Source organism: Coxiella endosymbiont of Amblyomma nuttalli, from assembly GCF_018107685.1.
Taxonomy (GTDB): Bacteria; Pseudomonadota; Gammaproteobacteria; order Coxiellales; family Coxiellaceae; genus Coxiella.
In genome coordinates, this window is the sequence record NZ_CP064834.1 from 430292 (window position 1) to 453928 (window position 23637).

Sequence of the window (23637 nt, forward strand, 5' to 3'; positions counted from 1 at the left end):
ACAGACAGAAAATCTACTCTGTCTCATTGCATCGATTACTTTTAATTAATACATAAAAAGAGACAATGATACGAGCGAAAGGCTTGGTTCTCAATTGTATTACTTTGTCAGGCATAGTCAATATGCCTAGATAGTTTACGGAAGAAACAAAGCCTTACTTATCATCGTTAATCACTCAGTTTTTCTTTTCTTTTTATAAAGTCCATCGCTACTCAAATACAAGCTGCATTATTCTATTTAACCATTATTATGTTCCTTAACTCTCTAACACACTTAACACTTAGTGAATAAGTAGTGCAAATATAAAATAATTGGAATAAATATTATTAAAGTTTATTCTATTTTATTCAACATTGAAGACTTTTATTCAACGTTGAAGATTGAGAATATATTGGATGAACTTTTCTCGAAACTTAGATTGCCGATCAAAATTGCAAAACTGCACCTTTCTAGTATCCTCATTGTTTATAAGTTTATTTTTCGCTACTCTACCAAGCAATCTTTAAGGAGTCTAAACGTGAATGCCATCTTATCTGTGAGAGCCCAGAAAATTGAACCTTCAGCTACTTTAGCTATTTCGGATTTAGCTCGTGAATTAAAAAGCAAAGGGCGTGACATAATCAGTCTTAGTGCTGGTGAACCCGATTTCGATACTCCAGACTTTATCAAAAGCTTCGCTATCGATGCTATCCATCAAGGATTCACAAAATACACTAACGTAGATGGCACACCAGTCTTAAAAGCTGCTATCACTCATAAATTAAAGCGCGATAATCACTTAGACTATGAACCCAATGAAATTATTGTGAGTAGCGGAGCCAAGCAATCAATTTATAATGCTATTATGGCAATACTTAATCCGAACGATGAAGCTATTATTCCAGCTCCTTATTGGGTAAGCTATCCGCCTATGGTAGAAATAGCAGAAGCAAAGCCAGTAATCGTTCAAACAACAATTATACAAAATTTTAAAATTACTCCCGAACAACTATCGAAAGCCATTACACCAAAAACACGTTTATTAATTCTGAACAGCCCGAGCAATCCTTCTGGTGTTGCTTATTCAGAAGGTGAATTAAAAGCCTTGGCAGATGTTTTATTACAGCATCCACAGATTTTGATTCTCTCTGATGATATTTATGAATATATTTTCTGGGGGAAAAATCGTTTTGTTAATATAGTTAACATATGCCCTGAACTACGTGAACGTACGATCGTTGTTAATGGCATGTCAAAAGCCTATGCAATGACCGGCTGGCGAATTGGTTATGCTGCTGCCGCTAAACGTATTGTCCAAGCAATGAAAAAAATCCAATCACAAAGTACTTCCTCTCCCAATTCAATTGCCCAAGCAGCTGCCACTAGTGCATTAGGCTATGAGCGTCAAGATTTTAACTATATGTATGAAGCGTATAAATCCCGCCACGATTTTTTGCTTTCAACACTAGATCAAATGAAAGGTATATGTTGCATCCCAGCAGATGGTGCGTTTTATCTTTTTCCAGATCTCTCATTGACGATACAGCGACTTGGATTAAAATCCGATATTGAATTATCTACCTATTTATTAGATAAAACTAATGTAGTAGTGATGCCTGGTAGCGCTTTCGGTGCTAAAAATCATATTCGTCTTTCTTGTGCGGTGAGCGAGAAAAAATTAACTAAAGCAATGAACAGATTGGCAACGATACTCGATCAATAGCTCAGTTGATTCCCGATGCATTAGTCAGTAATATACGACTTTATTCTGCAACGTCCTCGGTAGCTCAGTTGGTAGAGCAGGTGACTGTTAATCACTTTGTCGGGGGTTCGAGTCCCTCCCGAGGAGCCAGTCCATACTTAGGAAGAAAATTAAAACGCTTGCTATTTTGATACATTAAGCTTTCGATTATATCTCACTTAAACCTTACAGATGTGGAAGACTTCGACTGAATCAAATGCAAAGTTGGTATGCGTATCCTGCTGAAACACCGGATCAATTAGAATTTTAGTCTTTACTGACAATAATGCGTTTTGATGCTTCCTCAACAGCGTGTTTTGCGACTATTCTTTGTAAAGAACGTTACCAAGTCGTTCGTAGTAGGTGGGAGGTGATACGTAGGAAGTGATATATAACTTGTTGTACTTGTCAAGAATATCATACATACATCAAATTAGTACAAACCACGTACGAGCTACTTATCAAGAATCACATTGATTTAGGAATAACGGGTTCCGTGCTTGCCACTTAAGAAAATAATCTACAATCTATTTTAAAACACTTTAAAAGTCTATTGTCTATAAGTATTAATCTGATTAATAATGTATTAATCAGATTAATAATGTTTATCTTCCTTCATATTTCGTATTTGCAGGTATCGAGGGATGTAATAGATGTTTTTTAGAACAATTCAAAGCACTATGAGTGTGCTGTTTATGAAAGTATTATCTTAAAATTTCAATGCTAGATGATAAAAATTATTCAACAATATTTGCAATAACTACAGAATGCTGATTGAGAAAATAGACAAATGCTCATCTAGAGTTTTTATAATGATGAAAATCTCAAAATGGTAAGGATTCTCATGTTAGTATGGCATTTAATATATTTTCTTTTTATAGTGAGTTCACTATCTCATTGTCCTTCACCAAAAGGAAGTAGTTTCCTAAAGAAAGAAGTTTCTAACTGCTTGTTATGATATAGCGTAATTAATAACAAGCATCAGCATATCAATTATACCAACGATGAGTAATTATTGTATTCTATATTCGTGGAGATGCAAAATTATTTCCTGCATATTGCTATATTTAGGTAGTACTCAAACATATTTAAAAGTCATCACAGCAATAAAAATTAGAATATATGAATATGAAAAAAGGAACTTTCAAAATTAGTTTAACAAACATAAAGTTTAGCTGCTTATTTATTATTATATTATCTTTGAAGCATACAGAACTATTGATAATACTGATTGGCCTAACTAACGAATTCCGAAATTGCAATTTGGCTAGTTGTCATGTTGGATTGATGATTTATTATCAGAAATTAAAAAGCACACTTCTTAGAACGAGTATGTTTAGTAGCTATGTTAACTAAATGAATGGGCAGAAAAGATTTAACAGAATATTCTTCCGATCATGCAATATGTGCCTATTATGCGTACTACAATATTGAGACGGTAGAATGCGTAGAAATTATTGGGGATTTACGTCTTGGACACTTTAACACGTTAATAGGAATTAATTTAGCGTGAGATGTTGGATGTTTTTTTTAGAAGTTTCTTTGGTAGTAACCGTAGATACTAAGAAAAAGGTTTTTGCATTCTAAGCGTTCATTGATTCAAACATATAAGGTGTGTCTAGAAAATGTGCATAGGTAGAGCTCTTGCATACGGTTGTGTTATGTGTTACTGATTCGATAAATAAGACCATGGAAGAAGAAAATAGGATGAACACTTTAGGTAGTTTACGATAAAAACAACATGTTACCCCAAAGAGTATTCCAAAGCTACTACTGAAATTATTGAAGTGCAATTATTGAAGGTGCGCCTTTTATAAAAAGTCGGCTTATTGATCAGGTATAAGCAGTAGAAAAAGAAACAGCAAGGAGTATTTACCATATCATGAGACAATTGACGAAACATCTATGAGAATTAGAAAAAGCCATGTATTACATTAAGAGATTTAGAACTTAAAGAAGCAGTAATGGTTTGTGATACAATCCAACGAATCTAAAAGGCATTTCCAAAACTAAGCAATAATACAATTATGAATTATGCACCTATTTTGATCGTGGTAATTGACTTAGATAATCGCAAATCATTCATCCAATTTTGAAAGTTTTTGTGGATTAGCACCGCATTTAATTTTCAATCTATTAAATAAACAAACAACATTTTCTATAACAACATTTCCGATAGAACCAGAATGAATAAGTGTAACTGACTAGGACAGAAAAACACGATAAAGCTGTCGGTAGGTTAGTCCTTACAGGCTAACACGAGATATAAGTATTATACAAAATAGATGGCGAATTTTTCTTTTAAAGATATCTTTTTTGAAATCACCTTGATTAATTTTTGTGCTTTATATGACGTGTCCACACTAATATTGTCGTCACTGAATGAAATTCAGTAGCAATCGAAGTTAATTAATTCTCAGAAACTGAGATTACCTATTGTAACGTAAAGGACAACCTATAATATACACAGGATGCGGAATATATGATTTACACTCTCTATTAATAAAATAATCTGTATTTTTCCGGAAAATGTTTTGAAGCCGATGCAAAGACAGCAATTTTTCAAGGATTTGCTTGTGATGTGGTGACATCACCAGTCCTTGTCCATTAGGTATCAAATCAAAAAGGTGGGAGCTCGTAATAGCAAATGCTGAACAACTAATGGCGTTCATAACTTCCGTATAATCAATTAGTTGAAACACCCATTTCAAATGATATAAAATTAGTTGTTTCAATAATAGATTAAGTTTGTTTGGATAGCTGATTAATAGATTCAATTTTCAACGGGGTAAGTACATTTTGATCTTATTTTGTAGCTCATCCTGTAGGCTAATTTCAAAACGATTATGATTCTTTAAGTAGTGATATTTACATTACACAATTGACAGTTTCCAGTTCTGCAACTGCTTTGAAAGGTAATACTTTTTCAGTCCATTTTGAACTATCTTCAAGTATGCGCTTGATATCTAATTTTGTAAATTTACCTTCTCGTAAAAGTTGTTTACCTGCTACCCATACGTCACTCACTTGTAGTCGACTCATCGCATAAACCAAGTGCGACATGGGATTAAAGACGGGTTGTGTTAGAAAAGAACTTAAGTCCATCGCAATGATATCAGCAAATTTCCCAGCTTCCAATGAGCCGACTTTATCACCGAGTCCTAACGCTTTTGCCCCATTAAGCGTTGCCATTTTTATAACCTCTGCAGCAAGCAATTGAGTAGGATCAGTGTTCAGTATTTTTGCTACAAAGGCCGCCGTTCTCATTTCACCAAATAAATCTAGATCGTTATTACTGGCAGCACTATCGGTCCCAATCGCTACATTGATTCCGGCCTTTAATAATTGAACAACAGGAGCTATGCCGCTGGCAAGCTTTAAATTAGATTCAGGGCAGTGGACGACGTTTATCCGTTTATGATAGAGGAGCTCAATTTCTTCTGAAGTAAGTTGCGTCATGTGTACAGCGATTAATCGGTGTGATAATAAACCAAGTTTGTGTAAACGTGTGAGCGGTCTTTTGCCGTATTCTTTTAGTCCTTGTGCGATTTCATCTCTTGTTTCATGGAGATGCATGTGAATGGGCAGGTCATATTGATCCGATAGTTTTTCAATTTGCATGAGTGCAGTGTCGCTAATTGTGTAAGGTGCGTGAGGTGCTAATGTCCAGGTAATTAGGGAGCGATGTTCTTTTTGCAATAAGGTTTTTTCTGCACAAGTTAAATAGGTTTTTTCATCTTTTGCCCATTTTGTAGGAACATTCATTATTAAAATACCTACACAGGCGCGAATACCAGATTTATGGGCCGTCTCAGCAATCGTATTGTGTAAGAAATAATGATCGTTAAAGCAGGTTGTTCCTCCACGTAACATTTCTGCAATAGCTAATTGTGTACCGTCTCTTACAAATTTATTATTGATCAGTGTTCTTTCAGCGGGCCAAATATATTTTTGAAGCCAATGAAAAAGTTGAAGATCATCTGCTAATCCACGAAAGAGATTCATTGGTGTATGTGTATGTGCATTAATTAGGCCAGGCATTAAAACATGATTTTTCAGATTCAAATATTGTTCAGCATGATATTTTTCTTTAGCTTCATCTAAAGGAAGAAGAGCTACAATATATTCGCCGCGTATCGCTAATGTATGGGCTTCCAAAATTTTGTTTTCCGGAGCGATAGGTAAAATCCAACGTGCACTAATTAGTAAATCGATATTTTCCATTAAGGATACACTTCTTATTTTTGATACAAAGAAGGTATATTAACGGAAAAGATAGACATCAGTCTAATTGATAGGGATTATTTTACAAATAAGTTCATACCGCTAAAATTGTAGCACGAACTTCAATTTTTGGCAAACAATCTCTAAGTGATATACCTCAATAATTAGGTTGAAAAAAAATATTTTGTTTTCTCAAAGATATATTCAGTAATTAGTTTAATGTTTTAACACCCATGATCTTGAAATATCAGTATTCATTGGGCAACAGAAAAATATTTATGCCTAAAATAATCTACCTACTTACTCATATCACTAAATTCTTTAAGTTTATGGTGAGGAGCACCATCTAAATTGAAGTCCTATCATCTCATTCCATTATCCAACTTTTGTATCCCTGAATTATGGCATTTGATAGAAGTAGTATCGGGGATTTTTTGAGCTTTGCCGAATCATCTAATTCAACATAAGGATGTTTCAAAATATTTTTGTGGTTTGCGTTATATTGCTCTCTATAAGATCGATTCCACTCGATCCAATATATTTCGCAACATTTTAAGTTTTATCCCTCCTCTACTGCTTCTTGGAAAATAATGCATCTTTTTACTCCTTTGTTCTCTATGTTATCAAAAGAAGAGAGAGTAACCTTAGGTTGATTAGGGTTTTAAAATCAGTCTAGTGAATTAAGTGCACTTTAAGTCTATGTCTTTACTTATCAAGACTGTTTAGATGTGATACAATGCTTTTCATTTTGTTAAATTAGTAATCATTTGTTTTCAAAGAAAAAATAGGTAGCATTCGCAGTGGACTTTGCACAAGAAATCGTACCAATCATGATTGAAGATGAGCTCAAGCGATCCTATCTTGATTATGCGATGAGCGTCATTGTTGGTCGTGCGCTACCAGATATACGGGACGGCCTGAAACCGGTGCATCGTCGTGTACTATATGCGATGAGCGAATTGAGAAACGATTGGAATAAACCTTATAAAAAGTCTGCACGTATTGTAGGTGATGTGATCGGTAAATATCATCCTCACGGAGATATAGCGGTATACGACACGATTGTGCGGATGGCGCAACCTTTTAGCTTGCGTTACCTACTCGTGGATGGCCAAGGAAACTTTGGTTCGGTAGATGGTGACGCGCCGGCAGCTATGCGTTATACTGAGATTCGTTTGTCTCGTTTTGCCAACGCTTTAATGGCGGATCTGGACAAAGATACTGTTGATTTTTCCCCAAATTATGATGAAACTGAGATGGCACCTTTGGTGCTACCCACCCGAATTCCTCACTTATTAGTTAATGGTTCTTCAGGAATTGCGGTAGGAATGGCTACTAATATTCCGCCACATAATTTAAGTGAAATGATCAATGCGACATTGGCTTTAATTGATAATTCGAATTTAACTATTGAAGAATTGATGCGTTATATTCCAGGCCCTGATTTTCCTACAGCAGGAATAATTAATGGTCGTAGTGGTATTATTCAAGCTTATAAAACAGGGCGCGGTCGCATTTGTATACGTGCGAAAGTTGAAATTGAAACTACGAAAAATGGACGTTCTTCAATTGTGGTGTACGAATTACCCTATCAGGTAAATAAAGCACGTTTATTGGAAAAAATCGGTGAATTGGTGCGAGAAAAGAAAATTGAAGGTATTGCGGGATTGCGCGATGAGTCCGATAAAAGTGGTATGCGAATGGTTATTGAGATTAGTCGTAGTGATAATGTCAAAGTGGTACTTAATAATTTATATGCGCAAACACAGCTACAAACTGTTTTTGGCATCAACATGGTAGCATTGGATAATGGTCAACCTCGTATATTGAATTTAAAACAATTGTTTGACGCTTTTTTAAAACATAGACGTGAAGTCGTAACACGCCGTACTCTTTTTGAATTGCGTAATGCACGAGAAAGAGCGCATATTTTGGAAGGACTAGGAGTGGCACTTTCTAATATTGATGAAGTTATCACACTGCTTAAACGGGCAAAAACGCCTGTTCTTGCAAAAGAAAATCTATTAACACAGATCTGGAAGCCAGGAGCTGTTGAAAAATTGTTGAAAAGGGTAGGTAGTAATCATACTTGTTCTGATAATTTAGCATCTGAATATGGATTGAAAAAAGAAGGTTATCGTTTATCTCCAGCACAGGGAGAAGCGATTTTAGACTCACGATTGCATCGTTTGACCGGACTTGAAACTGAAAAAGTCCGAGAAGAATACATTAATATTATGGATCATATTAGCAAATTAATTTTAATTATTTCTAATTCAGATCAACTGCATCATGTGATCCGTGATGAATTAGTGGAGGTGAAAAAGCAATTCGGTGATCAACGACGAACGACTATTATTGACACACAATACGAACCAACCAGTGAAGATCTAATTCCCGAAGAGCACATGGTGGTGACACTTTCTCATGAAGGTTATATTAAATCACAATCTTTAAGTAGTTATCAAGCACAACGTCGAGGGGGTCGTGGTAAGTTAGCAGCGGCTGTGAAAGAACAAGATTTTGTGAAAAATATCTTAGTGGCGAATACGCATGATACGATTTTATGTTTTTCGACGCAAGGGAAGGTATATTGGCTCAAAGTGTATCAAGTTCCACAAGGTACTCGGACAGCCCGTGGTCGACCTATCGTTAATCTGCTCCCATTAGAGAAAGATGAACACATTTCAGCGATTTTACCGATTCGCTACTACGATAGTTCGCATTATGTTTTTATGGCAACAGCACAAGGGTCGGTAAAAAAAGTTTCTTTATCAGAATTTTCCCATCCACGCATGCATGGTAAAATTGTTTTAGTGTTAAGTAAAGGGAATCGTTTGGTGGGTGCGGATATTACCGATGGTAAGCAAGAAGTGATGCTCATGACAGATGCTGGGAGAGCTATTCGTTTTCACGAAAAAGAGGTGCGTGAAATGGGTCGTTCAGCATGTGGTGTGCGAGGTATTAAATTAAAACCAGAGCAAAATGTTATTGCATTGATTATTGTCAAACCAAACCGCAATATCTTGACAGCGACGATACATGGTTATGGACAACGCACGATATTAGATGATTATCGGTTGACTAGTCGTGGTGGTCAGGGAGTTATTGCGATTCGTATTAATAATCGTAATGGAAAAGTCGTTTCAGCAACACAGGTGCTTAATAATGATGATGTATTGCTTATTAGTGATAAAGGTACATTAGTTCGGACTCGTGCCAATGAAATTTCTCAAATGGGACGCAATACTCAAGGTGTGCGATTGATTCAGCTTACGAAAGATGAATCGTTAGTGGGTATGGAAACAATTTCCCCTGAATTAATAGGGGGGGGAGAAACAAGAAATTAATAAATTAATTCATTCCAAATACAAGGGATCTATCAAGGAATCTGTATCTCGTATCTATAACTTTTCAGCTGGACCAGCCATGTTGCCGGAAGAAGTGCTTTTTGTGGCACGTAATGAACTATTGAGTTGGCATAGCACCGGCATATCGATTATGGAAGTATCGCATCGAAGCGAAGAATTTAAGCAAGTTGTTGAAGAAAGTCAACATGATATTCGAAATTTATTAGCGATTCCTGAAAATTATCAAGTTCTATTTTTACAAGGGGGTGCTCGGCTACAATTTTCAATGGTGCCCATGAATTTATTAGAAACTCATAAAAAAGCGGTTTACATTGCTTCAGGAGTCTGGTCAGAACTTGCTATTGAAGAAGCAAAAATTTATTGTGATGTATATTTAGCCGCGGATGCTAAAAATCTTTGTTATACAGGAATTCCTGATCAAGCTGAGTGGGATCTCCCTGATAACGCTGACTATTTTTATTATGTAGATAATGAAACGGTCAATGGTATAGAATTTCATTGTATTCCTGACACAAGTTTACCTTTGATTTGTGACATGTCGTCTAATTTGCTCTCACGATCTTCCGATGTATCGCGCTATGGTTTAGTTTTTGCCTGCGCACAAAAAAATCTGGGTCTAGCGGGGTTAACTCTTGTTATTGTTCGTGAGGATTTATTAGGACGAAAACCGTTACCATTGACGCCTAGTTATTTGCGTTATTCATTACATGCAAAAAATTACTCTCTTTTAAACACACCACCGACATTTGCCTGGTACATGTCGGGACTTGTTTTTAAATGGCTAAAAGAGCAAGGGGGTATAGAAGTAATAGAGAAACAAAATAAACGAAAGGCGGACAAATTATATGCTGCGATCGATAAAAGTGACTTTTATCATAATACGATTGATCCTCGATATCGCTCACGAATGAATATCATTTTCACTTTAGTTGATGAAAATCTTAATGAACTTTTCTTAAAAGAAGCAGCGAAGCATGGATTAGTTAATCTAAAGGGACATCGATTATTAGGTGGAATGAGAGCAAGTATTTATAACGCCATGCCTGAAAAAGGTATTGATGCATTAACAGCTTTTATGCGAAAGTTTGAAAAACAATACGGTTAAAAATAAGATGGATTATCAAATTACTCCGTCAAAAAACTTAAATGGGGAAATTCATATTCCTGGAGATAAATCTATTTCACATCGGGCAGTAATGTTAGCCGCTATTGCGCAAGGTCGAACACAAGTAAATGGTTTTTTAATGGGAGTAGACAATTTAGCCACTATTAATGCTTTTCAACAGATGGGCGTTCTGATTGAAATTATTAGTGATAAAAATATTTTGTTGATTGATGGAGTTGGTATAAATGGTTTAAGGGCACCACCTGATGTCTTATATTGCGGTAATTCAGGAACAACTATTCGATTATTGACAGGTTTATTAGCAGGGCAATCTTTTAATACGATGTTGACCGGCGATCAGTCATTACAGCATCGTCCTATGGGACGGATTCTTGATCCCTTAATTCAGATGGGAGCAAAAATTGATTCTACTGAAAATTTTCCGCCTTTGAGAGTTTATGGACATCAAAATTTAGTGGGGATTCGTTATCAGCTTTCTATCGCAAGCGCTCAGATTAAATCATCCTTATTATTAGCGGGTTTATATGCGAAGGGAGAAACCTGTATTAAAGAGTTAGCTTCTTCTCGTGACCATACCGAGCGATTATTAAAGCATTTTCGTTATCCTATTCGAATAGAAAATAATTCAGTTTGTATATCTGGAGGTGGTACGTTAAAAGCGAATGTAGTTTCTATCCCTGGTGACATCTCTTCGGCTGCTTTTTTTATTGTTGCGGCAACGATTACAGCTGGTTCAGTCATTTTATTACGGGAAGTAGGAATTAATTTCACCCGATTGGGTGTAATTAATTTATTAAAAATGATGGGTGCGGATATTGAGATTATAAATCGTAATGAAAAGAATGGTGAACCTATCGGAGATATCACTGTACGTTACGCTAAGTTAAGAGGTATTGAAATTCCACAAGAACAAATTCCACTTGCCATTGACGAATTACCTGTTTTATTAATTGCAGCCGCTGCAGCCAAGGGTCAAACGGTATTACGTGGTGCTAAAGAGCTGCGTATGAAAGAGACAGATCGTATTGCAGCCATGACAGATGGACTCCAAAGAATAGGTATTCAGGTAAAACCCTTACCAGATGGTATGATTCTCACAGGAGGAACTTTAATGGGTGGTGAAATTGATAGCTATCAAGATCATCGTATAGCAATGGCATTTGCAATTGCAGGTGCAATAGCGAAAAATCCTACAAAAATTCGACATTGCGATAATGTGGGAACTTCTTTTCCTAATTTTACTGAATTAGCAAATGATATTGGAATGAATATTAAGGCAATAGTTACAGAATAGCTGCCATAGCTTTTAAACACTCAAGTTTAATCTGTATTTTTTGTCAAAATGTGATTAAAACCTTACACAAAAGGTAGCGTATGGAATCAGTATCTGATGAGATTAAATCCATCTCAATGATACTTCGATAGGCCTAGGAATTGTTAATTCAGGTTTGCCTGAGTTGTTCAGGAGAAGAGTAAAAAAGAAAGTAGTGCTTGCCCTCTTTAGATGATTACAAAGAGATTAGCCTTAAACATGAGAATTTATTCAAAAAGAAATTGGGCACAGACTTTCTGAAAATAGATACTTATAGTAAGATTACTAGATACAAATATGAGATATTTATTCAGTATTTCTAAATGCGTTACAAAGCATGAAGAATGTCTAAAATAAAAAATAGTGAGTTTCAGTAAGAGGCTGTTATAAGCGCAGGTTGTAATAGGCTCAGAAAGAAAAAACAAAAAAGAACAAGAGTATGCTTTGATATATGGCAAATGCTCTGTGCCGCAATTTCTTTTTGTTTATTAATGGATTATACATTGAAAACAACACCTTATCGATTACTGGTGAAGTTAAAAATTTAGTAATTTAAATTAAAGCACATTTTAAAACAATGCCCATAATAAACAATGCCCATAATAATGCCCATAATAAGGTGTACGATTTTTTAGCAATAATTTACTGACAGAAAAAGAAATCTTTAGGTTTACTATTTTTCATTAATGTTTTTTATTAATGCTCATTTCATACTTTTATAGGTAATAGTTAGGTTTATTAAATGCAAATAAACACAGTTCGCAATAATCAGTATATCTATATAGTAAAAAATATATTATTGAAAAATTAACATTCTTTTAAAATCTAAAAAAAGAAGATGTTAAAAGTGAAATCGTTTCTCATGTTTTAGCAAAACTTACTTTCCTGTCTTTAAGAAGTAAGTGAAATTCATAAAGTGTACAAAATTGTAGACGTTTCTGTGAAAATTCTTGGAAAATTCCTGATGATTAGATCAGCTACAGGATGCGATTAGTAATGAACATAATTAAAGATCACTGATTATTGCTTACAGTTATTTTGATTAATTATGTGATTGGTTGTAAAATGTGCAGAATATGTCAAGATCAGCTTTCCGTTAGATGATGCGGGGATTTACTAAAGAGAAATATTATCATGAAATAGCAACACATTTAACAAATTTAAGCGTAGGGAGTAATTTCATCTCAGGTAAACAAGAGGTCTTTGCGGAAAGCAGCGAGAAACAGGCACCTGTTATTACTGTCGATGGACTTTCTGGATCGGGTAAAGGGACAATCGCATGGATGGTAGCTCAGGCATTAGGGTGGTATGTGTTGGATAGTGGAATTATTTATCGGGTGATTGCATGGGCTTTGCTTTACTATAATGTTTCTTTATCCAACGTAGAGGCTGTGGCTTTTCTTTTAAAACGAGTGCAGGTAATGATTGCAAGTTATCAACCAAATAAACAGCCGAAAGTTCGATTAAAAGTCAGTTGTGATGGACATGATATTACTCAGGCCATTCGTTCTAAAGAATGCGGTATTATGGCTTCTAGGGCTTCAACACTTCCCCTGGTGCGAAGTGCCATGCTTCAGTATCAGCGTAATTTTCGACGTCAGCCCGGACTGGTGGCGGATGGGCGTGATATGGGAACAGTCGTTTTTCCAGACGCATCTCTCAAATTTTTTTTTAACGCAGACCTTGCCGTGAGGGCCTATCGACGCTGTAAGCAGTTGCAAGATCAAGGGATTAATGTTAGGCTGCGCGACATCCAGGAGGATTTAGAAGAGCGTGATCGTCGTGATATTAGTCGATCCATTGCTCCAACAAAACCTGCAAATCATGCAGTGGTGATTGATGTTACTAACCTGAGCCTCGATGAAGTCTTTGCGTTAGTCATGAGATGTGTCAAGCAGCAACTCTTGGATAAAGGGGCCTTACTTTAAACCTATGGGTAAGAAAATTGACTATTAATTGATTGACTATTAATTGACTATTAATCATTAAGTTAACATACATGAGTGAAAATTTTGCTGAACTGTTTGAAAAAAGTTTGACTGAAACTGATCTACGTCCTGGTGCCTTAATTAAGGCTACAATCGTTGAGATTCGACAAGATCGAGTCATTGTGAATGCTGGACTTAAATCTGAAGGTATTGTCTTAGCTTCAGAATTTCGCCATGAAGACATACAAGTAGGTGATGAAGTAGATGTTGTTATTGAAACACCGGATAATGGATTTGGTGAAACTCGCTTATCACGAGAAAAAGCCCGTCATGTGAGAGCCTGGACTAAACTTGAAAAATCCTATCGGACTGGAGAAATGGTTAAAGGTGAAATTATTGAGCGTGTGAAAGGTGGTTTTTCTGTAGAAATTAATTCAATTCGTGCCTTTTTACCAGGTTCATTGATTGATATAAAACCTGTTCGTGACCATGGTTATTTAGAAGGTAAAGAAATTGAATTTAAGATTATTAAAATGGATCAGCGTAGAAATAATGTAGTTGTGTCTCGTCGTGCAGTAATGGAGGCAGAAACTAGTGCAGAACGACAAGCACGCTTGGAAGAACTGCAAGAAGGTAAAAAAGTGACAGGTGTGGTTAAAAATATTACCGATTATGGAGCATTTGTTGATTTGGGTGGTGTCGATGGTCTTCTACATATCACTGATATGGCATGGAAACGTATTAAACATCCGAATGAACTACTAAATATAGGGGAGGAGGTTCGCGTTAAAATTCTTAGATTTGATCGCGATAAAAATCGTGTTTCTCTTGGTATGAAGCAATTAGCAGATGACCCGTGGTTAAATATCGGACGTCGCTATCCTGTAGGTTCGCGAGTATATGGTAAAGTCACTAATATCCCGGAATATGGTTGCTTCGTTCAGCTAGAGGACGGTGTGGAAGGCTTGGTACACATGTCCGAGTTGGATTGGACTAACAAAAATATTCACCCTAGCAAAGTTGTGCAGCCCAATGAAGAAGTTGAAGTCATGGTGCTTGATATTGATGAAGAACGTCGTCGCATTTCTTTGGGGATTAAGCAGTGCAAGCGCAATCCTTGGCAAGAATTTTCCGAAAAACATCAAAAAGACGAGAAAATTAAAGGAAAAATTCGTTCTATCACTGATTTTGGGATGTTTATTGGATTAGAAGGTGGTATTGATGGTCTAGTTCATCTTTCTGATATTTCTTGGAGACAAAACGAGGAAGAGGTGATTCGTCAATATAAAAAAGGCGATGAAATTGAGGCAGTTATCCTGGGAATCGATCCGGAACGCGAGCGCATTTCTTTAGGTATCAAGCAATTAGAAAGCGATCCTATGATGGAATTTCTAGATATCTACAATAAAGATGCTGTTATTCAAGTGAAGATTAAAGAAGTGAATAGTAAGCAGGCCACTCTAGAATTGGCTGATCAGGTATTGGGTGTAATGCGATTGATGGATTATACTTATAATTATGTAAAAGACCTCACACAAGAGCTTAACGTTGGCGATGAAGTAGCTGTTAAAATCATTGATGTGGATCGTAAGAATCGCCTCATTTATGTATCTCACAAGGCAGTAGAAGATCGTTCTAATGAAGATAGGCGCACTGTAGAAGATGTATCTACCAAGACTACTCTTGGAGATTTGCTGAAAGAGCAAATGCAAAGTAAGAAACAAAATAGGCAAGAAGAATAGGATAAATTGTAGCGCTTTAAATATTCTATTTAATATTTCATTCAGCATGTGCTTTATCCCGGTTTTTAATTTGAGATCTAAATGGCGAGTGCTCTGTTCTTATCCTTTGACCTTCGCCATATAAAGGTATTCGGAATTATTTTTTCGATGGTATGGGATATGAGAAATTTTCAGTCGTCGAGAATAAATTAAGATGTCTACCATGCGATATATTTTCTGTATCTTTTGTATTGATTGATTTGATTGACATCATTTATTGGATGACATTGGTGTGATTGATACTGATACACTGTTTTGCTTATAAAAATAAGCACGCTTCTCAATAGTTGAAGTTACAAGTGAGATACATTGTACAGGAACTTCAGAATTTACAGACAATGTCCGTTGAGGATATATACCTAGTGATTATACAAACGCTGTTTCTGTTATTGCCTATTGCGGCCGTCGGAGGGTGGTGTGCAGGGCGGCGTGCATTGCTTGGCAATACGGATAAATTGTCACCTACGTTACGACAGGATTATTTCAAAGGCTTAAATTATTTAATTCATGAGCAGCCGGATAAGACTGTGGATGTTTTTATTAAATTGTTAGAAGTGGATACTGATACTGTTGAAACTCATTTAGCATTGGGAAGTTTGTTTCGGCGGCGGGGAGAAGTGGATCGAGCTATCCGTGTACACCAGAATTTAATTGCTCGTCCTCAGTTAGGGAAAAATCATCGGTTTCATGCATTATTAGAGTTAGGGCAGGATTATTTACGGGCAGGGGTATTAGATCGCGCTGAACGATTATTTCTTGAGTTGGTTGAGATGAGTGAGGAAAATCAAGGAAGTCTACGATTTTTGTTACATATTTATCAACAAGAAAAAGATTGGTATAAAGCTATTGAAACAGCTCAAAAATTATTGTCTCAAGGAGAACCTGTCCATGACATTATTGCACAGTATCATTGCGAATTAGCCGAGCAAATGATTGATGCAGGACGTACTCCACAAGCATTGCACTGTTTAAAACAAGCACAGGTGATTGATCATCATTGCGTGCGTGCCAGTTTGATTCGAGCTCGTTTGGAAACAGAAAGAGGATATTACAAAGAAGCTATTCGTTGTTATAAACGTGTTGTCGAGCAAAATCCCGATTATATTTCTGAAGTAGTTTTACTAATGACTGAATGTTATCGTCGTATTAATGAGGAAGATAAATTAGTTGTTTATTTGAAAGATTGTTTAATACGATATCCAAGAATTTCGCTAGTGTTAACCATTTCGGATTATTTACAACATCAACATGGAAAAAAGGTAGCAATTGAATTTATTGCACAGCAAATACAGCGACAGCCATCGCTTCGTGGCTTGACGCATTTGGTGGGGTTGTATCTGTTAAATTCAACGGGTGATACACGAGCAAAATTATTAATTCTACAAAATTTTATGAAAAAATTATTGGTTAATAAACCCGTATATCGCTGTTCACAATGTGGGTTTTCCGGAAAAATGTTATATTGGTTATGTCCAAGTTGCCATCATTGGAATACGGTACGTCCAATTCAAGGTTTAGAAGGTAATTAAGATGACGCAGAAATCAGAGCCTAAAATTATCGTTAGTATTGACGCAGATACAATTAGTCAGGCTTGGGCACAAATTCATCTGTTAAACCCTAACCTATGTCACCTCAAAATTGGCAGTATTTTATTTACGCGTTATGGACCATCCTTTGTCGAGAAATTAATACACAAGGGTTATCGTATTTTTTTGGATTTGAAATTTCATGATATTCCTCAGATAGTAACTGATGCTTGTTTGGCTGCTGCAGAATTGGGAGTTTGGATGATTAACATTCACGTATCAGGTGGACGCTTAATGATGGAAAACGTGGTAAATGTTTTAAAATCAATGGATTCAAACAAAAAACCATTAATACTAGGCGTTACTATCTTGACGAGCCTAGATAATAATGATTTAAAAGCATTAGGCATTCGGGATAATGTTTCTACAATGGTTTCTCGGATGGCAATTTTAGCTAAAACGGCAGGATTAGATGGAGTGGTTTGCTCAGCTCACGAAGCATCTTTTTTACGTCATCAGTGCGGTGAGGATTTTTTATTGGTAACGCCTGGTATTCGTCTAAAGAACAACAAAAAACACGATCAAAAGCGAACGATGACACCAGAAGTAGCGCTTAAGGCAGGCAGCGATTATTTAGTTATCGGAAGATCTGTTACGCAATCCCACAATCCTTTACAAATATTGCAAATGATTAACCATTCTCTAGCAGCAATTGTATCTGCTAACGTGAGAGGTCAGCAAAAAAAGTAAGGAGTTTTTAACAGTTTTAACAAGGAGAATATATATTGTTTTTTTATTTTAAATTTAAATAGCAGTGTTCTTAAAATTTAAGTGACATTTTTAGTTCAATAAAAATACTATCGTTAGAAATCATCGAACACGTCGCAGCCGTAGTAACTGTTTTAGTAGCTATTTACAGTCATAGGATACCAATGCCGTTTTGACTACTGCGTTAGATTATCTATGAAGGAGGAGAGTTCACGGAGAAATATATTGAAAATATATTGCGTTTGTTATCGGTATTGGTAAAGCTAGTCGTTTCGCTTATATTGTAAACATCACCTTAAATTAGGTCTTAAGTTGGCCATGTTATACTCCCGAGTGGGAAATTAAAATAGCATATAGAGTAAGATAGAATATAAAGATTTGAGGAAAATTCTTGAATAACCCTATCACTACTTGTTAGTATTCGCCATGCACATTTAGTAGGGTAGTTTTATGGAACTACTCAAGGGCGGTATCGTCGCATCTTTAACTTCCTTATTTTGTATTTGTCTATTACGACCGTTAGCGATACACATTGGATTTGTTGACCGACCGAATAGTCGAAAATACCATAAAAAAGAGGTTCCTTTAATTGGCGGTATGGCGCTATTTTTTCTTTTTATTTTGTGCTATTAATGCTTTCAACTTCTTTGGTGCCCTGTCGAGGTATGCTTGCGGGCGGTAGTGTTTTGATTTTAATAGGTGTAGTGGATGATTAGTGATTTAAGTTCAAAATTTCGCTTATGTGGGCAATTGTTCGCAGTGTTATTCATGATTATTTGGGGAAATATAATTCTTGCTTATTCAGGTAATTTGTTTTTTTTTAGGTGATTTGAAAATCGGTTTATGGGCAATTCCAGTGACCGTATTGATTATCCTCGCCAACATTAATGCAGTGAATATGATCGATGGTCAGGATGGTCTTGTAGGAAGTGTTGGGTTAGGACAATTGCTAATGCTATTATTTTTAAGCGACAAATTAAACGCTGTATCAGATTTTCAGTTGCTGTTTACTTTGATTGTGCTTCTTATAGTTTTTTTAGGATTTAATATGCGATTGCCTTGGTGGAAACATGCAGCTATTTTTATGGGTGATTCGGGAAGCACATTTATCGCTTTTTTATTAGCATGGTTTTCTATTGAGTTATCTCAGCGAAATGCTACTTTAGTTAATCCAATGATAGTGTTATGGATTATGGCATTTTCTATTTTCGATCTAATCAATGTAATTGTACTACGGCTGCGACAACGAAAACCTGTCCTAACTGCGAGTCGTGATCATTGTCATCATATGTTGCATACGGTTGGAATAGATACTGCTTTATCGACTTTTTTTTAAGTACTTTATCACTTCTCTTGGGATTATTTGGCTTGAGTTTAAATTACTTTATGATCTCTGATATCTGACAATCTATCTTTTGGATAATAATGTTGATGCTGTATATCTATACTGTTGAGTTAATGCGTAAACCATCAATAATTTGGAGTAGATCCAGTATTATGATTACTCGTAGGGGTAAATATTCTTAACCATTTGTTAATGATATAGTTAATAATATGATTGATAAATCTAGTGTGGTACCTCATGGATTGTATTTTCATAGTGCTATAGATAGAAACTAAACTTTCAGTCAAATAGTATATTTCTTAACAGTTTTTGAGCGTAATTACTGTCCTCCTGCTTTATTCTTAGTAAGAGTAGGTTTTGTGTCGTTTAGATGTTAGTCGTCATTATTGATGAATGGTTTTATCAAATAGAGCTTACTTATCCTAAGAAGATTTTCCTCATACGTAAAACAATAAAATAACCAAATTGTCTTTACATTTACATTCGGTTCTCTAACCATGTTTCTTGCCCATTAATCAGAAAAAATTTTTCGGCTTACTTGAGATATTAGCTTTATACCGATGGAGTCAGCATGATCTAGTAAGTAGTACTTAACAAAGTATATCTTTGCATTGAATTAGCGACATGTTCTAAGTAATGGTACGTAACTTGTAATATTTTTTGTTAAGTAATTCTAAATTTTTATTGCTATACCATTGATATTTATATTGCTTGATTAAATTAGGTGCTATAGTGGGTGTTATAGTTTTGCCATTCACATTAGTTCATGATAGGGACAACCGATTTTGATATGGATTTGATGGAAGAAACATATAGTTGGAGTATTGGCAACTCTGCAAGATATCAGATACATAGCGTGAATATATAAACGTGATTCACAAGAGTTCAACGTCATTCTGTGAAAATGCAATTGATTTTTCTTTGATCCGTGTATCTTTCACGAAACCAAGACGATTTTTTTTCTTTTCATGTTGTGGCAACTATTACTCAATAATCCTGCTTTGTCTTATCTTAATGTTATATTTTTGTAAGTTCAGATTTAAAGTTATACTTATCTAGCCTAATCTCGATAATGTGAATCTATCGGTAACTATTCTTTTAGATTTACAATTAATCGTTAACCTTTTAAGGAATAAATTTTTATTCGGCATGTACCGTACGTTCCTAAATCAGCATAACAATCTTTTAAAGTAGGTACTAAATATACATGTGCTATCTATGTCGCAATCTCTGTGATATTCACTTTTTAGCTAAATCTCTCGATAGATGCCATAAAACATGTTTATGTTTTGCCTATCTCCTTCATTTACCAAATTTTCCAACCCTAACTAAAGGGAATTAGGAGATATATCATTAAGTGATGACTATTTATTAAGCAGTTTCCCTGCAAATAGAGAGTGTCTATATTAAAATATTAAGGAAATGTGAGGAAGAAACTTCAGCAGAAGATGTGCTCACTGTACTTTTAATAAAAATCCACTACTTAATGAAAATGCTGATTGTTATTGCCGCGCGGTCCTTTAGTGGATTATCTTTTTGCCATTTTTCCTTTTACATTATAACTTTTGACGACAAAGTTTACCAATTTACACTGAATACGGTAGACATCAATGTTAATGGCATCCCATGTAGTAATTATCGAACTCCACATAAAGCTACTTCTTATATCTTCACATCGTTAAAATTATATTCTCGGTTTTTTACCTACTTCTCGATAATAAAATAGGCAATCCAGAAACAAATCACATAATAGGACCAGTGCTAATGGATACCAGTTGCTCACACAGTTGGGTTTTTAAATAAATTCGTATATAGTGGTTCTTGAAAATTATTTTGATTAGGATTTTATGTCTGTAAGAACGTTTACTCATCAACCTAAACCTTTTTATCTAGTTTTTTTCATTGAAATCTGGGAGCGTTTTGGTTATTACGGTGTGCAAGCTCTGTTAGTTTTATATATGGTTCAGCGACTTGGTTTCCAGGATAGTCACGCTGATTTTCTCTTCGCTGCCTTTAGTGCGCTTGTTTTTTTATTTCCCTGTCTTGGCGGTTATGTGGGCGATAAAGTGCTCGGCACAAAACGGACCATCTTACTTGGCGCGGTTATTTTATCCATCGGTTATTTGTTGTTATCTATACCAGTGGTATCGAAAACTTATCTGACGTTACCTCTAGCTTGGATTGCTGTTGGTGTTGGCTTATTCAAAGCTAACCCTTCAAGTTTGCTTTCTAAAGTCTACGGAGAAACACCATATAATTTGGATAGTGGTTTTACTTTATATTACATGGCAATTAATATCGGATCAGTGATTTCGATGAACTTGACACCTATTCTTAACCGATTTTTTGGTTGGCACATTGCTTTCTCAGTGTGTTTTGCTGGGTTAGTCATCGCTATTTTGAACTACTTCGTGATGCGGAAAACTGTAATCAATTATGGCTCAAAACCGGATCAGAGATCCTTGCGTTTAGATTATTTTGCTTATGTGTTAATGGGTACTATCGCACTTATTGGTGCTACTTATTTCTTATTACAATATTACCAAATGGTGTCTTGGTTACTTCCGATAGGAACTGTCATATTGCTCCTCGTGTATTGCACTTTAACCGCTAAAGCTGCTCCGGAGGAGCGGCAGGGTATGTTATTATTCATTATTTTATTCGCCCAAGGTGTTGTCTTTTTCGTATCGTATTTTCAGATGCCAACTTCCTTATCCTTATTTGCATTACGAAATGTTTACCACTCAATACTAGGTATTCCTATTCAACCTGCACAATTTCAAATGCTTAATCCTTTTTGGGTAATGACAATGAGTCCTGTGATGGCATTGATTTATCAAAGAATGTATAGTCGTAACTGTGATTTGTCGTTACCGGCAAAATTTTCGTTAGGGACTTTTCTATCGGGTTTAGCTTTTCTGGTATTGCCTATCGGTATTTTGTTTAATCATCATGGTATTATTTCAGGAATATGGCTGGTTTTATTTTATTGGCTGCAAAGCATGGGTGAGCTTTTAGTGAGCGCTCTTGGCTTGTCTTTAGTTGCTCGTTTTGTTCCGCAACGATTTATGGGATTTACCATGGGTTTGTGGTTCCTATGCGCTTCAATTGCCAGCATCATTGCTGGCAGAGTTGCAAGTATTGCGAGCATTCCTCAACATATTTCGATCGATCCTTATCTTTCATTATCGATCTACAACCACTTATTCATGAAAATTGGTATCATTACCATCGCCATGTCATTGGTGATGTTTACGTTGGCACCGGCATTAAAAAAATTGGTAGGAAATGATAAGCAAATCTGCTGAGGATCTTAGAAAATAAACCATCAATTACCAATCATTAGTGCAATTGGTTGACGTAAAACTTAAGGGAAAAGATATCTGAAAGCGTAAATCTTTTATTTTTTATTTAAAAATCGTAATCGCTTAGTCATAATGAAATATCTGGAAGAATTATGTCGTTGAATAATGGCATTATCAATATTGCGCTTCCGAAGTGTCTTATAGGTGCTTTTTTAAAAAAGACATCTTCAATAATAATTAACTCGACAATCAAATACTAAAACACTCTACCAGATTCATTGTGCTATGTTATCCTTTCAAATCAATTTTAATTCTTTCTTAGTATAGGTTTCAGAAAACAATTACGGAATTGACGAAAAATTAAGCATTTATAGATGGTAGAAAACAAAGAAAATAGTAGTTTATCACAGCAAAGGAATATAGAAGAGATTTTGATAACCTAATAATTGTACAGGATAAAAGAGAGCCATTTATGTACTTAAAAGTTATTAAACTCGCAGGATTTAAGTCATTTGTCGACCCTACATTAATCCCTATTCATGGGTCGCTCAATCTCATAGTTGGGCCTAATGGTTGTGGCAAATCAAACGTTGTGGATGCCGTACGTTGGGTCATTGGAGAAATATCTGCCAAACAACTACGCGGACGCTTAATGAGTGATATTATTTTTAATGGAACAAGGTCGCGCAAACCACTCAAAAAGGCTTCCATAGAACTCTATCTTGATAATAGTAGTGGTCGTGTCGGTGGCAAATACGGTAAATATACTGAAATTACTATTCGTCGAGAAATGGGACGTGATGGACAATCTTATTATTTTATTAACAAGATACGTGTTCATCGTCAGGACGTTGTAGATATTTTTTTTTAGCACTGGTCTTAGTCCTCGCAGTTATGTGATTGTTGAACAAGGTACGATTTCCAATCTTATCGAAGTAAAATCTGAAGTATTACGCAGTTATATTGAAGAAACTGCAGGTATTGCAAAATATAAAAAGCAACGTCGTGAAACAGAAAATCGGATGTATCACACACAGGTAAATTTGGATCGCATTAACGACATTTGCGAAGAACTTGCGAAACAATTACAACATTTAAAACGACAAGCCAATGCAGCTAAGAGTTACAAAATTTATAAAGAGTAAGAATGCTTATTGAGTGCTCAAATTAAAGCTTTACGATGGAGAAAATTAGAGCAAAAATTAGTTGAATATGATCGGGTGATTAATC

Annotated in this window: 15 protein-coding genes and 1 tRNA gene; 15 read left to right on the plus strand and 1 reads right to left on the minus strand. The window is 35.6% G+C overall.

The genetic code is table 11. The features are described from left to right. Positions 1–517 precede the first annotated feature (517 nt). From CEAn_RS01605 to CEAn_RS01615, 3 genes are all read left to right on the plus strand, one after another. Positions 518–1702 (plus strand): pyridoxal phosphate-dependent aminotransferase, encoded by a 1185-nt coding sequence (locus CEAn_RS01605; RefSeq protein WP_211924077.1) that lies wholly within the window; start codon positions 518–520, stop codon positions 1700–1702. A 53-nt stretch (positions 1703–1755) separates the two neighbouring features. Beyond that, a tRNA-Asn gene (locus CEAn_RS01610) sits at positions 1756–1831 on the plus strand. Between the two features lie 1249 nt (positions 1832–3080). Then, positions 3081–3233 (plus strand): hypothetical protein, encoded by a 153-nt coding sequence (locus CEAn_RS01615; RefSeq protein ID WP_211924078.1) that lies wholly within the window; start codon positions 3081–3083, stop codon positions 3231–3233. Between the two features lie 1355 nt (positions 3234–4588). Here CEAn_RS01615 and CEAn_RS01620 read toward each other — a convergent pair. Next, positions 4589–5944 carry a TRZ/ATZ family hydrolase gene (locus CEAn_RS01620; protein ID WP_211924079.1) on the minus strand — a complete coding sequence of 452 codons (1356 nt, stop codon included), beginning with the start codon at positions 5942–5944 and terminating at the stop codon, positions 4589–4591. A gap of 830 nt (positions 5945–6774) precedes the next feature. On the opposite strand from CEAn_RS01620, the gene gyrA reads away from it, so the two are divergent. The 12 genes from gyrA to CEAn_RS03640 all read left to right on the plus strand — a co-directional run bounded on the left by gyrA (position 6775) and on the right by CEAn_RS03640 (position 23552). Continuing rightward, entirely contained in the window at positions 6775–9294 is a 2520-nt protein-coding gene (gyrA, locus tag CEAn_RS01625) for a DNA gyrase subunit A (RefSeq protein WP_211924144.1), read from the plus strand. 79 nt (positions 9295–9373) lie between these two features. Continuing rightward, entirely contained in the window at positions 9374–10420 is a 1047-nt protein-coding gene (gene serC, locus CEAn_RS01630; RefSeq protein ID WP_211924080.1) for a 3-phosphoserine/phosphohydroxythreonine transaminase, read from the plus strand. A 7-nt stretch (positions 10421–10427) separates the two neighbouring features. Then, the gene (aroA, locus tag CEAn_RS01635) at positions 10428–11735 is read left to right on the plus strand and encodes a 3-phosphoshikimate 1-carboxyvinyltransferase (RefSeq protein ID WP_211924145.1); all 1308 of its coding nucleotides are present in this window, start codon (positions 10428–10430) and stop codon (positions 11733–11735) included. A 1118-nt stretch (positions 11736–12853) separates the two neighbouring features. Beyond that, positions 12854–13681, plus strand: a complete 828-nt coding sequence (cmk, locus tag CEAn_RS01640; protein WP_244670100.1) for a (d)CMP kinase — start codon at positions 12854–12856, stop codon at positions 13679–13681. Between the two features lie 71 nt (positions 13682–13752). Continuing rightward, the gene (gene rpsA / locus CEAn_RS01645) at positions 13753–15423 is read left to right on the plus strand and encodes a 30S ribosomal protein S1 (protein WP_211924081.1); all 1671 of its coding nucleotides are present in this window, start codon (positions 13753–13755) and stop codon (positions 15421–15423) included. 377 nt (positions 15424–15800) lie between these two features. Beyond that, positions 15801–16991 carry a lipopolysaccharide assembly protein LapB gene (lapB, locus tag CEAn_RS01650; RefSeq protein WP_211924147.1) on the plus strand — a complete coding sequence of 397 codons (1191 nt, stop codon included), beginning with the start codon at positions 15801–15803 and terminating at the stop codon, positions 16989–16991. A 1-nt stretch (position 16992) separates the two neighbouring features. Further along, complete coding sequence (gene pyrF, locus CEAn_RS01655; protein ID WP_211924082.1) at positions 16993–17739, plus strand: orotidine-5'-phosphate decarboxylase; 747 nt, start codon at positions 16993–16995, stop codon at positions 17737–17739. Positions 17740–18207: 468 nt separating this feature from the next. Continuing rightward, positions 18208–18390, plus strand: coding sequence for a hypothetical protein (locus tag CEAn_RS03625; RefSeq protein WP_244670101.1), 183 nt, complete (start codon positions 18208–18210; stop codon positions 18388–18390). A gap of 160 nt (positions 18391–18550) precedes the next feature. Further along, complete coding sequence (locus CEAn_RS03630; RefSeq protein WP_244670102.1) at positions 18551–19093, plus strand: MraY family glycosyltransferase; 543 nt, start codon at positions 18551–18553, stop codon at positions 19091–19093. A gap of 1856 nt (positions 19094–20949) precedes the next feature. Further along, positions 20950–22410 carry an oligopeptide:H+ symporter gene (locus CEAn_RS01665; protein WP_211924083.1) on the plus strand — a complete coding sequence of 487 codons (1461 nt, stop codon included), beginning with the start codon at positions 20950–20952 and terminating at the stop codon, positions 22408–22410. Between the two features lie 469 nt (positions 22411–22879). Then, a complete protein-coding gene (locus tag CEAn_RS03635) occupies positions 22880–23278 on the plus strand; it encodes an AAA family ATPase (protein ID WP_244670103.1) in 399 nt (132 codons plus the stop codon). 25 nt (positions 23279–23303) lie between these two features. Beyond that, positions 23304–23552, plus strand: coding sequence for a hypothetical protein (locus CEAn_RS03640; RefSeq protein ID WP_244670104.1), 249 nt, complete (start codon positions 23304–23306; stop codon positions 23550–23552). Positions 23553–23637: the final 85 nt, after the last annotated feature.